The following is a 13,191-nucleotide window of genomic DNA, read 5'->3' as shown; positions in this document are numbered from 1 at the left end:
GCGGCGGGGCCGAGCGGCTGCGCGAGCTGCGCCGCAAGGCGGAGGGCGACGCGACCTGAGCGTCGTGCCGCGTCAGGCGCGCCGGGCCCCACGCGGGGCGTCCGGCAGGGCGGCGCGGATCGCCGCCAGCGCCGGGGCCTCGGCCAAGAAGATGGGCGGGGCGAAGGCCTCGATGGCGTGGCGCCCGCCGGCGCGCCTGGTGCCAAGCGCGACATGCAGCGCCACCACGCCAGTATCGAAGCGGTGGCGGTTGCCGTCGTCGAAGTCGTATTCTGCCAGCGCGCCCTCGGCCGCCGCGCGCCGGCGCAACGCCCGGATGGCCGCCGCGCCGCGCCCCATGCGACACATCCCCATGCCCGACACGCTCCCCGACCCCGATGCCGCCCGCTGGGCCGCCGTGCTGGCGCGCGAGCCCTCCGACGCCTTCCTCTATGCGGTCACCACCCAGGGGGTGTTCTGCCGCCCGGGCTGTCCCTCGCGCCCGCCGCTCCGGCGCAACACGCGCTTCTTTCCCGATGCCGCCGCCGCCGAGGCCGCCGGCTTCCGTGCCTGCCGCCGCTGCGACCCGAAGGGCGAGCGCGCCGCGATCCACGCCGCCGCCATCCGCGCCGCCTGCGACATGATCGAGGCGAGCGAGACCATCCCCTCGCTCGCCGCGCTCGCAGCGCGGGCGGGCTACGCGCGGCACCACTTCCTCCGCCTGTTCCGGGAGGTGACCGGCGTCACCCCGCGATCCTTCGCCGAGAGCGTGCGCGCGCGCCGCCTGGCCGCAGCGCTCGCGGCGGGGGAGCGCGTCGCCGATGCCGTGGCCGGCGCGGGCTTCGGCTCGGAAAGCCGGGTGTACGAGGCCCCGGGCAGGGTGCTGGGCATGACGCCCGGCGCGGCCCGGCGCGGCGGCGCGGGCGAGGTGATCCGCGTAGCGCTGGCCGAGAGCGCGATGGGCCCGCTGATGGTCGGCGCGACCGATGCCGGCATCTGCTTCATCGGCTTCGGCGAGGATGAGCAGGCGCTGCGCGGCGACGTCATGGCCCGCTTTCCCCGCGCCCGCATCGAGGACGCACCGGATGCCCTGGCGGATGCGGTGCGCCAGGTCGTGGCCTATGTGGCGGAACCGCGCGCCGCGCTCGACCTGCCGCTCGACCTGCGGGGCACCGCCTTCCAGAGACGGGTGTGGGAGGCGCTGCGGGCGATCCCGCTCGGCGAGACGCGCACCTATTCCGGCCTCGCCGCCGAGATGGGCATGCCGGCGGCGACGCGCGCGGTGGCGCGGGCCTGCGCGCAGAACAAGGTCTCGATCGCCGTGCCCTGCCACCGCGTGGTGGGCAAGGATGGCGACCTGACCGGGTATCGCTGGGGGGTGGGGCGCAAGCGGGCGCTGCTGGCGGGCGAGGCGAAGGCCCGCGCGCGCTGAGCCTGCCGCGCGAAACCATCGCCCACCGCGGCGCGGGGCCGTATACCTGTGTCATCACGGCGCCGGGATGAGCGCCGCGCCACAGGGAGAGACACGCATGATGCTCCGCCGCCGCGCCCTCGTTGCCGCCACCGCCACCCTTGCCCTGCCCGCCGCCGCCCGGGCGCAGGCGTGGCGGCCCAGCCGGCCGATCCGCGCCATCGTGCCCTTCACCGCCGGCGGGCCGACCGACGTGCTCACGCGCATGATGTCCGACCCGGTGCAGGCCGCGCTCGGCCAGCCCCTGGTGGTCGAGAACCGCACCGGCGCCGGTGGGTCGATCGGCGCCGACCTGGTGGCCAAGGCCGCGCCCGATGGCCACACTATCCTGGTCAATGACAGCGCGCATGGCGTGGCCCCCGCGCTGATCGCGCGCCTGCCCTATGACCCGGTGACCGACTTCGCCGGCATCGGCGTGCTGGTGTTCGCGCCCCTGATCCTGTCGGTGAATGCACGGGTGCCGGCCAACAACCTGCAGGAGCTGCTGGCGCTGATGCGGGCGCAGCCCGGCCGGCTGAACATGGCGACCACCGGGGTGGGCGGCCCGGTCCACATCGCCGCCGAGATCCTGCGCACCACGGCGGGGGTGCAGATGGAGATGGTGCATTACCGCGGCGGCGCGCCGGCCGCGCTCGCGGTGGTGGGCGGGGAGGCGCAGATGACGATCCTGTCTGCCTCCGCGAGCCTCGAGCACATCCGCGCCGGGACCATGAAGGCCATCGCGCTGACGGTGGAGCGCCGCAACGCGCTGCTGCCGGAGGTGCCCACGCCCTCCGAGGCGGGGCTGCCCGGCTTCGTCTTCGAGAACTGGCGGGTGGCGGCGGCCCCGGCGGCGACCCCCGCACCGATCCTGGCGGCGCTGTCCGCGGCCTTCCAGGCGGGGCTGGCGCAGAACCGGGAGAGGCTCGCCGCACTTGGCGAGGAACTGCGGCCGGGCTTCGACACGCCCGAGGCGGTGCGCGCCTTCCTGCGTGGCCAGGTGGACCAGTCGGTGGCGGTGCTGCGCGCGGCGGGGGTGCGGCCGGAGTAGCGGGGTGGGGGCGCGCCCGCGCGGTGTCGGAAAACTTGACAGCTTTGCCCCGCGGCGTGGGGCGGGGTGCGCAAATGCCTGAAAAAACAGAGAAAAATTCATTGGCATGACGCATGCAAATGACTGGGTCGGGCGTCATCCGACGCGGTCGATCTGGGAGTTGCGCATGCATCCGGTTCAGAAGCTTCTTCTCGCAGGGGTCGCGGCCTTCGCGATCGGCGCCACGCCGGCCTCGGCGGCGCTGGTGGTCAGCGGGTCGGTCGGCGGCGCGCCCACGGGCGCGGTGCTGGAGAACTTCAACGCGCTGCCACTGGGCACCGGCGGCGGCGCGCTCGGCAGCGGGATCTCGGTGAGCTTCGCGCCGAATGCGCAGGCGGTGCAGGGCGCCGTCGGCGGGCAGTATGCCGCGCCCTTCCTGTCGGGCGGCAATGGCGCGGGCTTCGGTTCGCCCAACCAGCCGAACGGGGTGGATACGACGACCTACCTGACCTCGGGTTCGACCGGGGCGACGGCCGGTGCGGCAGTGACGCTGAACCTGCCCTTCCTCGCGCAGTATTTCGGGCTGCTGTGGGGGTCGGTGGACGACTACAACACCCTGACCTTCTACAACGGCAATACGCTGGTCGGTTCCGTCACTGGCGCGCAGGTGGTGGCGAGCCCGAATGGCGATCAGGGCGTGAACGGCACGCTCTATGTCAACATCTCCTCCGACGTGGCCTTCAACAAGGTCGTGGCGACCAGTTCGCAGTATGCGTTCGAGTTCGACAACGTGGCGCTGAGCCGCACGCCGATCCCGGAGCCGGCGAGCCTGGCGCTGCTCGGCCTGGGTCTGCTCGGGCTCGGTGCGGCGGCGCGGGCGAAGCGCCGCGCGGGCTGAGGCGTTACAAGCGGGCCGCCCCCGGCCCCCTGGATGCGCCCGGCAGGGGCGCCGGCGTGAAGCCGGCGCCTCTTGCCGTATTCGGGCGGTGGCGCGCGGGATCTGCCTGATCCCTCCGGCGCGGCGGTGCAGGCGCCTGAGCGCCTGGATCAGGCCGCGATAGGCGGCGGTGGCGCCGGCGGCGATGGATGGCCGCGGCAGCCGGATGGCGCGCGCCATGTTTTCGGACAAATCGGGGTCGGGGAGCTTGGAGGGCGGGCCGTTCAGCGCCTGGAGGAAGCCGAGGCGGCGGATGAGGGCGATGAAGGGGAGGCCCCGGATCCGGACGGCGCGGCGGCAGGCGCGGAAGATCATGGGCGCGATGGTGTTGAGCGGGTGGTTGGGAGAGTTGTCCTTGAGGGCTTCGAGCAGCTTCTCCCACAACCCGGCATGGGTGAGGCGGCGGAAGTAGCGGGAGATGGTGTCGGGCTTGCCGTGATGGGCCGGGATGGCGCGCCAGGGGTCGGTGGTGCAGGCGAGGGAGAATATGGCGTCCATGCGGGCGCGGAGGTTGCCGATGGAGCGGCCGGCGGGGGAGCGGGGGAGGAGGTAGGGGAGGAGGGCGGAGAATTGGAGGGGGGTGAGGGGGGTGGGGGTCATCCGCTCATGATATAGGATAAAAGTCCGTTCCTCAAGCGCCATCCGGTGCGATGTGGCGGGCGAGCCGGTCACGCAGCGCCGCGTTCAGGCAGGCCGGGCTGCCGGGGGCGACGCATGTGGCGGCGATGGCGAGGCTCGCTCGGGCCCACCGAAGGCGGCGGATCGTGGGCGGTGCCGGCCTCCGGCAGCCGCGGCACCCCGATCCGCCGGCCAAGGCGCCCCGCCCCGTTCGCCCGACGACGCCGGCCGGCCTGGCCGGCGTCGTGCGCAATGGCAGCGCAGGCTGACAGCCCTTACCGAGCGGCGCTGCGCTGCGCGGGTCGCGGACCGACCGGCATCATGATGTGGGCGTAGGGCGTCCCGGCCCACATCACGTAAGGCCCGCCGCCGTGGTGGTGCGGCCCGATCGCGTCGAGCGTGGCGCGGTCGGGGGTCAGGATCATGACGTGCGGGCCTTCGACCATCCAGTCGTTGGTCGCGCTCGGCGTCGTCGCGAAGGGGTCGATGTTGCTGGCGCCGCCGGTCGCGCTGTCGCCCGCCATCATGTAGGCGAGCCCGACGCGGGACGGGGTGAAGGGCGCCTTGGAGGACCAGGCCTGGATCCAGGCCATCCAGACCTCGTCCACGCACATGGGGCCGGCAAGGCCGGGCGGTGCCGGCAGGCAGGTGAAGCCCGCCGGCCCTTCGCGCAGGGTGTTCCCGTTCCAGTCCGCCACGCGGACGGTATCGCGCAGGGTGGGCGGCGCGGCGCTCAGCGCGCTCTGGATCATGGTGTCGCGTTCGGCGCCGGTGGGCGGCGATTGCGACGCGGCGGGCAGGGCGAGGGCAGCTGCGATCGCGACGCCCGAATAGCGCAGGAGGTGAGCCGAGAATGGCATGGGTCTTCCCCGTTGCTTGGGTCTTCCCGTTGCTGCGGCAGCGCTCGGCGGCGATCCGGGGCCGTTCGCGGCCGCGGATCCGTCGCCGGCACTTCGGCCGGCCCGCGTAGACCACAACGCATAGCCGTCTCGGGGGGCCGCTCAGGCGGGCGCTGGGCGTTTCCAGTCAGCGACGACCGGGGGAGAGGCTAGGACCGGGGCTCCGATCCGATCAAGAACAAACGCGGCGCTGCGAGGCGAGGGGCGCGGGATGTGGACCGCGCGGCGGAGGGCGCGGAAAATGCGGAGGGCGGTGGCGCGCAGCGGGTGGTTGGGGGCGGGCTTGAAGGGGTGATGGCGGATTGGGTAGGTCGGTGGCGACGCTATCGGTGTGGGTGAGGTGCCGTCGTGGCTGTGGTGACGATCCGGAACCTGTCGGAGGAGACGCATCGGGCGCTGAAGCTGCGCGCGGCGCGGCATGGGTGCAGCACGGCGGCGGAGATGCGGGCGATCCTGGATGAGGCGGTGCGGCCGAAGGATCGGTTGCGGCTGGGGTCGGCCATGGCGGAACGGAGCCGGCGGATCAGGCTGACCAACGAGGATGTCGACGCGCTGGAGGACGGGCGCGGGCGGCAGCCGGCGGAGCCGATGCGGTTCGCACGATCCTGCTGGATACAGATGTGGTATCGGAAGGGATGAAGCCGGCGTCGGGTGCAAGGGTGCCCCCATAGCTCGACGCGCAAGCAGCGGAGCCACTCTTCAATGGTCGCGGAGACGCTGTTTGGCGTGGGCGCGCTACGCGAGGTGGCGCGGGCGTTTACGCTGGTGACGCGGCATGTGAGCGCGTTCCGGGCGAAGGAGTGGGGTGGTTACTACCTCCGCTCCATAGGAACAGCATTTTTGGTCTGACGGAAGACTAAATTTCAATGAATTCCGAGATGTCATTCAATAACTTCCGCAAGTAATTTTCCGAATAAAGATCTCACGAAATCTAGCGCTTCATGATCATCCTGGATAAGCTTTCGAACAGCAGACTCATATTTTTTTCGGTTCAATCCTACAGCTGCCGCAATCCGGGTGAGCGCGGGACTTTCACGTAAAGGATAGCGCTGTAGAATACCGTCAAGGTCACGATCTTGGATTAATTTTTCGATCATCATGTGTTCAGAGATGCGTATATTCTCGACATCAATACGAATATCTATTGATGAATTGTTGCGTGTTTCTTCTTTATTGGGAATTTTGCTGAAAATATCGTGGCGTACCAAGCGTGTGGTCGCGTTTTCAATCAAATACTCGCGATGACTCTTGACCGCTTCGATTGCATCATTGACTGCGCGATCAAATATTTGTCGCGAATCTTCTCCCGTGACGCCAGCCTGCCGCTGAGCAATTCGATGAATTAGTTTGGTATGAAAATATATCGACTCAACTGAGAAATGAGAAAGTGCATGAACACCTAGGGCTTGAAGACGCTCTATATCTTCAGGCGAACGGCGATCATTATCCACAATTCCCCAAGCTTGAACCCAATGTAATTCTTTCGCCTCGCGTAATCCGCGAACAGCGTGTTCAACATCACGGCAGCTTGATTTGGGCAACATCGAGACTTGAGGAAATACTAGGCTGTACAGCGTAGTATCAAGGCTCTGCGTCGTGCCTTCGACGAATATAATTTTTTGTCTTGCTCCAAGAATGTCGCGCTTTATATCGTCATCGACGTCGGTCTGTGATTCCAAAAGATCTGCGGACCAACTTTGCAATTCTGACCCACGGTAGGAACAGGACCGAACCAGGAGGCTGTGTGATCCGGGGTTATCGATAGGAAGCATTAATTCGTGTGTAGAGACTATAAAGGCACATTCGGCGCGCTTCTGGAAAAGGAGAGTGAGGAGCGGAGAAACAATCGATCGATGAAGGTGTCGCTCAGGTTCGTCAATAATCAAAAGACTATTAGGTGGAGCAGTTAAAACATCAGCTGCAATCAAGAATCCATTTCTTTCTCCATCGGAAAGCTCAGCAACGCTATACGGATCCCCGTTATTGCGGCGCGCAACGATCTTCTGGCGATCTGCCAAACTGATTTCGATAGGAATATTTGATAGGCGCATCAATTCATTGATAACGTTGAGAGGACTTGGAATCTTCGCTTTCTCTTCGGCGGCGGCCAAGTCGCCTGCCCTGACGAGGCTGGCGATCGCACGTTCCAACATTGTATCAGAATCGATCAGATCATAAATTGCAACGCCCGCGCGCTCGGCCGCATAGTGCTGTTGGTATCTGGCATGTGCCTGTTGATCTTGCGCGCGTATGTTGCGTTCTAAGTTATCGCGCGTTTGTGGCGTAATATCGAGTGCGTTTGATGTAAACCAAGTTTGGCGATGCGCTGATATCCGCTTCGCATTTTTGCCATTACTTTGGAAAAAGCGTGACACTAAGCTCGATTTCCCCGCGCCATTTGCGCCAAGAACAAATAATATTTCTCCTATATTCAGGGATTTATTCCAGCTTTCTCCGCCGGAAAGTGGAAAATTTAAAGTAAAGCTGTCGGGCATGATCTGGATTTCCAAGCTAATTTTGGATCGAGCTCGTCATCGGATCTAGCTCACCCACCGATTCGCTGCATTTACTCCGCACTTAGTTCGAGCCGGCCAAGTTCGCCTGGACCATCGTAGTGTTCGCTTCAACCGTGAGCAAGATTGTCGTGAATATTTAAGCGCGCACTTAGACATATATGTCGGAGGTGCGACGCTGATTTTTGGCGAGGGAATGGCGGTGTGAGGACGCGGGCAGAGTCATCGCACATGCGCGGCCCCATGGTCGCGGGAAGGTGCAGGAAACTAAGTTTTCTGCCGGGGTGCAGGGGCGGCGCCCCTGCTGCTCACTTCACGACGGCGACCCGCAGTGCGTTGGTGGTCCCCGGCGTCCCGAACGGCACCCCCGCCGTCACCACCACCTCATCCCCCGTCTTCGCGAACCCCTCGTGCTGTGCCGCGCGCACCGCGCGCGCCACCATCTCGGTCATCGAGTGGATCTCCGAGACCTCCAGCGGATGCACCCCCCAGATCACCGCCATCCGCCGCGCCGTCACGCCGGATGACGTCAGCCCCAGGATCGGGCAGCCCGGCCGCTCCCGCGCCACCCGCAGCGTGGTCGATCCGGTCGAGGAGAAGGTCGCGATCACCTCGGCGTCGATCGTCTCGGCCACCTGGCGCGCGGCGGTGCTGATCGCCCCCGCGCTGGTGCGCTCGGGCGCGGGGCGGGAGGCATCGGTCAGCCGCCGCCAATCCGGGTCCTGCTCCACCCGCGCCACGATGCGGTCCATCATGTTCACCGCCTCGTAGGGGTATTGGCCGGCGGCGGTCTCGGCCGACAGCATCACCGCATCCGCCCCGTCGAAGACCGCGGTGCCCACGTCGCTCACCTCGGCGCGGGTGGGGCTGGGGGCGGTGATCATGCTCTCCAGCATCTGGGTCGCGACCACCACCGGCTTGCCCAGCGCGCGGGCGGCGCGGACGATGCGCTTCTGCACCAGGGGCACTTCCTCGGGCGGCAGTTCCACGCCGAGGTCCCCGCGCGCGACCATGACGCAGTCGCACAGGGCCAGGATGCCATCCAGGTTCTCGACCGCCTGGGGCTTTTCCATCTTCACCATCACCCAGGCGCGGCCGGCGGCGATGCGTTGCGTCTCGGCCACGTCCTCGGGCCGCTGGACGAAGGACAGTCCGATGTATTCGATCCCGAGCGGCAGGACGAAGTCGAGGTCGGCGCGGTCCTTCTCGGTCAGCGCGGGGATGGGCAGGGCCACGTCGGGCACGTTGACGCCCTTGCGGTCGGACAGCGGGCCGCCGACCACGACCGTGGTCTCCAGGTGGTCGGGGCGGACATGGGTGACGCGCAGGCGCAGCTTGCCGTCGTCCAGCAGCAGGGAGGTGCCGATCTGCGCGGCGGCGATGATCTCGGGATGCGGCAGGTTCACCCGCCGCACGTCGCCGGGCGAGGGGTTGAGGTCGAGCCGGAAGGGCTGGCCGGTCTGCAGCGTGACGCGCCCGGCCTGGAAGCGGCCCACGCGCAGCTTCGGGCCCTGCACATCGGCCAGGATGCCGATGGGGCGGCCGACCTTGCGTTCCACCTCGCGGATCATGGCGATGCGCGCGGCGTGGTCCTCGTGGCTGCCATGGGAGAAGTTGAGGCGGAACACATCGGCGCCGGCGCGGAACAGGCGTTCGATGATCTCGACGGTGGCGGAGGCCGGGCCGAGCGTGGCGATCACCTTGGTGCGGCGGCGGCGGCGCAGCGCGGGGCGCGTGGCCATGCGGGGAAGTCCTTCGGGTTTCGGCGGCGGCGGGGCGGAGAGGTCCGGGCGGATCGCCTCCGGTGCCAGGCCCAGGATGCGGGCGACATCGGTCACGCGGTCATCGGGCACGCGGCGCCATTGGGAGACGGCGGCGGTGGAGATGCCGAGCTCGCTGGCGATGCGGGTGATGGCGCCGCGGCGGGCGAAGATTTCTTCAAGGGCAGGGTCGCGCATGGCTTTAGCTTATACAGGATAAGCCCGCCGGTGCATGACAGTTTTCTGGCTTAGCATATGTAAGCGAAGGCTTGCAGTGCGGCAGCCGGGCCGGGTGGGCGCGCTGCGGACCGGCTTGCGCGGGCCGGGGCGCTTCGTCGCGGGCGGATCGGCGAAGGGCGCGCGGGACGCAGGCCCCGCGGCATGGCCAGGGCCAGGCTTCGCGGCCCCGGGTCAGGCCACCAGGATGGCGCGGAAGTCGTTCACGTTGGTCAGCGTCGGGCCGGTGGTGACCAGGTCGCCCAGCGTGGCAAAGAGCCGGTGGCTGTCGTGCCCGGCCAGCAGCGCCCGCGGGTCGAGGCCGGCGGCGCGGGCGCGGGCCAGGGTGTCGGGCGTGGCGATGGCGCCGGCATTGGCCTCCGACCCGTCGATGCCGTCGGTATCGGCCATGAGCGCCCAGGTGCCCGGCGCGCCGGCCAGCGCCAGCGTGCAGCCGAGCAGGCATTCGCCGTTGCGCCCGCCGCGGCCAGGGGTTTCGGTGCGCAGGGTCACGGTTGTCTCCCCGCCCGAGAGCAGCACGCAGGGCGCGGGCAGGGGGTGGCCATGCGCGCGGGCCGAGAGCGCGATGCCGGCCAGCGCGGTGCCGAGCTCGCGCGCCTCGCCTTCCAGCGCATCGCCGAGGATGAGGGGGGCGAGGCCGAGCGCGCGGGCCTCGGCGGCGGCGGCGTCGAGCGCCATCAGCGGCGTGGCGATGAAGCGGTAGTCGGGCGTGGGCAGGCGCGGGTCGCCGGGCTTGGGGGATTCCTCGGCGCCGGCGGCGAGATGCGCCATCACCGCCTCCGGCAGGGCCATGCGGTAATGCGCGACCAGCGCGCGGGCCTGCGCGAAGGTCGAGGGGTCGGGCACGGTGGGGCCGGAGGCGATCACGGTCGGGTCGTCGCCCGGCACGTCGGAGATGGCCAGCGTGACCACCCGCGCCGGGTGCGCGGCCGCCGCCAGGCGCCCGCCGGAGAACGCCGAGAGATGGCGGCGGATGCAGTTCATCTCGTGGATCGTGGCCCCCGAGGCCAGCAGCGCGCGGTTCACCGCGATCAGGTCGGGCAGGCTCAGGCCCGGGGCGGGCAGGGTGGTCAGCGAGGAGCCGCCGCCGGAGACCAGGAACAGCACCAGCTCGCCGGGCCCGGCGGCCTGCGCGAGGGCCAGCATGCGGCGCGCGGCGGCCGCACCTGCCTCGTCGGGCACGGGGTGGGCGGCCTCGGCGACCTCGATATGGCGCGTGGGGTGGCCGTGGCCGTAGCGGGTGACGACCAGCCCGCGCAGGGGCACATCGGGCCAGGCGGATTCGACCGCGGCGGCCATGACGGCGGCGGACTTGCCCGCGCCCAGCACCAGCACGCGCCCGGCGGGGCGTTCGGGCAGGTGGCGGGCCAGCACCGCGCGCGGATCGGCGCTGGCCACCGCGGCGTCGAACAGGCGGCGGAGAGCCGCGCGGGCGGCGGCATCGGTCATGGTCATGCGGCGGCGATCTCCCGCGCCCAGGGTGGGGCACGGGCATCGTGCCATCAAGCCGGGCGGTGCCGTTGGTCGGTGGGCGTGCGCGTCGTGGCGCGACGGCGCGGCGCTGGCGTGCGCGAACCGGGGGTGGCAGCCGCCGGTGCCCGCCTGCACGCCCCGCTTGATCGCGCCGCGCGCAGGCGCATCTTTGGCGGGAGCATCGCAGGAGCCACGCCCATGCCCGCGCCCATGAAGGAAGCCGACCTTGCCCTCGGCGCCGCCGCCACGATCGACCCCGCGCTGCGCGAGAGCATCGAGGCCGCGGCCTTCCGCAAGCTGGTGCAGCACCTGCGCGAGCGCACCGACGTGCAGAACATCGACATGATGAACCTGGCCGGCTTCTGCCGGAACTGCCTGTCGCGCTGGTTCCAGGAAGCCGCCGCCGATCGCGGCGTGGCGCTCGAGACGCCGGCGGCGCGTGAGGCGCTGTACGGCATGCCCTACAAGGACTGGCAGGCGCAGCACCAGAAGGAAGCGAGCGCGGAACAGAAGGCCACCTTCGCCGCCGCCAACCCCGGCCATTGAGGGGGGATTGATGGCGCGCACCCCGAAGGCTAAGCCCGCCTCCCTTCAAACCACGGGCAGGGCCATGTCACAGGCAGCGACGAAGAACGACGACACCGAGGTCGGCGGCATCGCGGCCGACCGGCTGCGCTCCATCATCGAGCGCGTCGAGCGGCTCGAGGAGGAGAAGAAGGCGCTCTCCTCCGACATCAAGGACATCATGGCGGAGGCGAAGTCGGCCGGCTTCGACGTGAAGGTGATCCGCCAGATCCTGCGCATCCGCAAGCAGGAACCCGCGGATGTCGAGGAGCAGGAGACGCTGCTCGACCTCTATCGCCGCGCGCTGGGGATGTGAGCATGTTCGTGCCGCCCGACGCCATCACGGGCTGGCATGCGCATGTGTATTTCGATGCCGCCACGCGTGACGCCGCGGCGCGTCTGCGCGAGGGCATCGCGCAAGCCTTCCCCGAGGCGGTGCTGGGGCGCTGGCACGACGTGCCGGTCGGCCCGCATCCGCAGGCGATGTACCAGGTGGCGTTCCCGCCCGCGCTGTTCCCGACGCTGGTGCCGTTCCTCGCGCTGAACCGGGAGGGGCTGGCGGTGCTGGTGCATCCCGACACCGGACGGCAGCGCGCCGATCATGCGCACCACGCGGTCTGGATGGGAGCGGTGCTGCCGCTCGACATCGCGCGGCTGCCGGAGTGACGGGGCGTCAGGCGCGCCGGACCGCCGCCACGAAGACGAGCGCCGTCGCGAACATCAGCAGGCTGTAGATCGCTGCCGGCAGCGCATGGGCCGGGTCGAGTCCGAGTGCGGCCACCACCGCGATCGCCAGCGTGCCGTTCTGCAGCCCGCATTCCAGCGACAGCGCGATGCGCTGCGGCCGCGCGCAGCCCATCGCCGCCGTGCCCCAGAAGGCGATCGCCATCATGGCGAGGTTCAGCGCCAGCGCCGCCAGGCCCGCGGCGGCGAAGGAGGTCGCGATGTTCTGCCGCTCCGCCCAGATCGCGGCGGCGAGCACCAGCACGAAGAGCACGCCCGAGAGCGCCTCCGCCCGCGGCAGCCACCGCGCCGCCAGCGCCGGCCGCACGGCCCGCAGCGCCATGCCGAGCACGACCGGCACCACCACGATGCCGAACATGCGCAGCGCGATGCCCGCCATCGACATCTCCGCCGCGGCGCCGGCCCCGGCGAAGTGCTCGAGCGCCACGAACACCACGAGCGGCACGGTGACCATGGCGGCGAGACTGGTGATCGCCGTCAGCGTGACCGAGAGCGCGACATCGCCGCCGGCGTAGCGCGTCAGCAGGTTCGAGGTCACGCCGCCCGGCGCGGCGGCGATGATCATCAGCCCGACCGCGAGTGCCGGCGCCGGCGACCAGATCAGCGCGATGGCGAAGGCGACGGCGGGCAGCAGCAGGACCTGCGACACCAGACCGGCCAGCACGTCGCGTGGCTGCGCCGCGATGCGCCGGAAATCCGCCAGGCCAAGGCCGAGGCCGAGGGTGAACATGATCGCGAAGAGCGCGAGCGGCAGCAGGATCTCGGTCGTGACACCCATCGCAAGGCCTCGGGGCAGCACCCGGCCTGGGCGTCTGCACGGGGGTGCAGATCGGCCCGCGCGGGGGCCGTGTCCAGACCCCACCCGGCCCGGGGCGCCGCCTTGACCGCCGCGCGGCGCGGGCGGAGGCTTCGGCCCGGCGCGGGACCACGCGGCGCTTCCTCACCGGGCCGTGGCGCGTCCAGGCGCGCTGCGGCTTCGCCGGGTGC

The 13,191-nt window shown here is 69.6% G+C and carries 13 protein-coding genes and 1 pseudogene; 7 read left to right on the top strand and 7 right to left on the bottom strand.

Translation table 11 applies throughout. The features are described from left to right. Positions 1–72 precede the first annotated feature (72 nt). Positions 73–354: a hypothetical protein gene (locus HW578_RS14660; RefSeq protein ID WP_198371291.1), complete on the bottom strand. Its 282-nt coding sequence runs from the start codon at positions 352–354 to the stop codon at positions 73–75. On the opposite strand from HW578_RS14660, the gene ada reads away from it, so the two are divergent. From ada to HW578_RS14645, 3 genes are all read left to right on the top strand, one after another. Continuing rightward, a complete protein-coding gene (ada, locus tag HW578_RS14655; protein ID WP_198371290.1) occupies positions 353–1,411 on the top strand; it encodes a bifunctional DNA-binding transcriptional regulator/O6-methylguanine-DNA methyltransferase Ada in 1,059 nt (352 codons plus the stop codon). The two genes, HW578_RS14660 and ada, sit on opposite strands and share 2 nt — an antisense overlap. 97 nt (positions 1,412–1,508) lie before the next feature. Further along, positions 1,509–2,480 (top strand): Bug family tripartite tricarboxylate transporter substrate binding protein, encoded by a 972-nt coding sequence (locus HW578_RS14650; protein ID WP_198371289.1) that lies wholly within the window; start codon positions 1,509–1,511, stop codon positions 2,478–2,480. A 106-nt stretch (positions 2,481–2,586) separates the two neighbouring features. Continuing rightward, positions 2,587–3,357: an Npun_F0296 family exosortase-dependent surface protein gene (locus HW578_RS14645; protein ID WP_198371288.1), complete on the top strand. Its 771-nt coding sequence runs from the start codon at positions 2,587–2,589 to the stop codon at positions 3,355–3,357. Positions 3,358–3,777: 420 nt separating this feature from the next. Here the strand turns inward: HW578_RS14645 and HW578_RS27880 are convergent. Both HW578_RS27880 and HW578_RS14635 read right to left on the bottom strand, forming a co-directional pair. Next, a pseudogene (locus HW578_RS27880) lies at positions 3,778–3,996 on the bottom strand (transposase); the annotation flags it as partial. Between the two features lie 293 nt (positions 3,997–4,289). Continuing rightward, positions 4,290–4,874: a hypothetical protein gene (locus HW578_RS14635; protein WP_198371287.1), complete on the bottom strand. Its 585-nt coding sequence runs from the start codon at positions 4,872–4,874 to the stop codon at positions 4,290–4,292. 387 nt (positions 4,875–5,261) lie between these two features. Here HW578_RS14635 and HW578_RS14630 point away from each other — a divergent pair, with 387 nt between their 5' ends. Continuing rightward, entirely contained in the window at positions 5,262–5,552 is a 291-nt protein-coding gene (locus tag HW578_RS14630) for a FitA-like ribbon-helix-helix domain-containing protein (protein ID WP_198371286.1), read from the top strand. A 242-nt stretch (positions 5,553–5,794) separates the two neighbouring features. On the opposite strand, the gene HW578_RS14625 is transcribed toward HW578_RS14630, so the two are convergent. The 3 genes from HW578_RS14625 to HW578_RS14615 all read right to left on the bottom strand — a co-directional run bounded on the left by HW578_RS14625 (position 5,795) and on the right by HW578_RS14615 (position 10,878). Continuing rightward, on the bottom strand, positions 5,795–7,408 hold the full coding sequence (locus tag HW578_RS14625) for an AAA family ATPase (RefSeq protein WP_198371285.1): 1,614 nt from the start codon (positions 7,406–7,408) through the stop codon (positions 5,795–5,797). Between the two features lie 326 nt (positions 7,409–7,734). Then, positions 7,735–9,168, bottom strand: a complete 1,434-nt coding sequence (gene pyk, locus HW578_RS14620; RefSeq protein ID WP_198371292.1) for a pyruvate kinase — start codon at positions 9,166–9,168, stop codon at positions 7,735–7,737. Between the two features lie 429 nt (positions 9,169–9,597). Then, entirely contained in the window at positions 9,598–10,878 is a 1,281-nt protein-coding gene (locus tag HW578_RS14615) for a glycerate kinase type-2 family protein (protein ID WP_198371284.1), read from the bottom strand. Positions 10,879–11,094: 216 nt separating this feature from the next. On the opposite strand from HW578_RS14615, the gene HW578_RS14610 reads away from it, so the two are divergent. From HW578_RS14610 to HW578_RS14600, 3 genes are all read left to right on the top strand, one after another. After that, positions 11,095–11,442 (top strand): DUF1244 domain-containing protein, encoded by a 348-nt coding sequence (locus HW578_RS14610; protein WP_198371283.1) that lies wholly within the window; start codon positions 11,095–11,097, stop codon positions 11,440–11,442. A 64-nt stretch (positions 11,443–11,506) separates the two neighbouring features. Continuing rightward, entirely contained in the window at positions 11,507–11,776 is a 270-nt protein-coding gene (locus tag HW578_RS14605; protein ID WP_198371282.1) for a DUF2312 domain-containing protein, read from the top strand. A 2-nt stretch (positions 11,777–11,778) separates the two neighbouring features. Next, positions 11,779–12,126, top strand: a complete 348-nt coding sequence (locus HW578_RS14600; protein ID WP_198371281.1) for a DOPA 4,5-dioxygenase family protein — start codon at positions 11,779–11,781, stop codon at positions 12,124–12,126. Positions 12,127–12,133: 7 nt separating this feature from the next. Here HW578_RS14600 and HW578_RS14595 read toward each other — a convergent pair whose 3' ends face one another. Further along, positions 12,134–12,982, bottom strand: coding sequence for a bile acid:sodium symporter family protein (locus HW578_RS14595; protein ID WP_198371280.1), 849 nt, complete (start codon positions 12,980–12,982; stop codon positions 12,134–12,136). Positions 12,983–13,191 lie beyond the last annotated feature (209 nt).

The sequence above is a fragment of the Roseomonas rosulenta genome (assembly GCF_016106005.1).
GTDB classification, from domain to species: domain Bacteria; phylum Pseudomonadota; class Alphaproteobacteria; order Acetobacterales; family Acetobacteraceae; genus Neoroseomonas; species Neoroseomonas rosulenta.
This window is presented reverse-complemented; position numbering and strand designations above follow the sequence as displayed.

Coding starts and splice junctions, on each gene's coding strand:
- ada (WP_198371290.1), top strand. CDS start 353: ATGCCCGACACGCTCCCCGACCCCGATGCCGCCCGCTGGGCCGCCGTG.
- HW578_RS14660 (WP_198371291.1), bottom strand. CDS start 354: ATGGGGATGTGTCGCATGGGGCGCGGCGCGGCGGCCATCCGGGCGTTG.
- HW578_RS14650 (WP_198371289.1), top strand. CDS start 1,509: ATGATGCTCCGCCGCCGCGCCCTCGTTGCCGCCACCGCCACCCTTGCC.
- HW578_RS14645 (WP_198371288.1), top strand. CDS start 2,587: ATGACGCATGCAAATGACTGGGTCGGGCGTCATCCGACGCGGTCGATC.
- HW578_RS14635 (WP_198371287.1), bottom strand. CDS start 4,874: ATGCCATTCTCGGCTCACCTCCTGCGCTATTCGGGCGTCGCGATCGCA.
- HW578_RS14625 (WP_198371285.1), bottom strand. CDS start 7,408: ATGCCCGACAGCTTTACTTTAAATTTTCCACTTTCCGGCGGAGAAAGC.
- pyk (WP_198371292.1), bottom strand. CDS start 9,168: ATGGCCACGCGCCCCGCGCTGCGCCGCCGCCGCCGCACCAAGGTGATC.
- HW578_RS14615 (WP_198371284.1), bottom strand. CDS start 10,878: ATGACCATGACCGATGCCGCCGCCCGCGCGGCTCTCCGCCGCCTGTTC.
- HW578_RS14610 (WP_198371283.1), top strand. CDS start 11,095: ATGCCCGCGCCCATGAAGGAAGCCGACCTTGCCCTCGGCGCCGCCGCC.
- HW578_RS14605 (WP_198371282.1), top strand. CDS start 11,507: ATGTCACAGGCAGCGACGAAGAACGACGACACCGAGGTCGGCGGCATC.
- HW578_RS14600 (WP_198371281.1), top strand. CDS start 11,779: ATGTTCGTGCCGCCCGACGCCATCACGGGCTGGCATGCGCATGTGTAT.
- HW578_RS14595 (WP_198371280.1), bottom strand. CDS start 12,982: ATGGGTGTCACGACCGAGATCCTGCTGCCGCTCGCGCTCTTCGCGATC.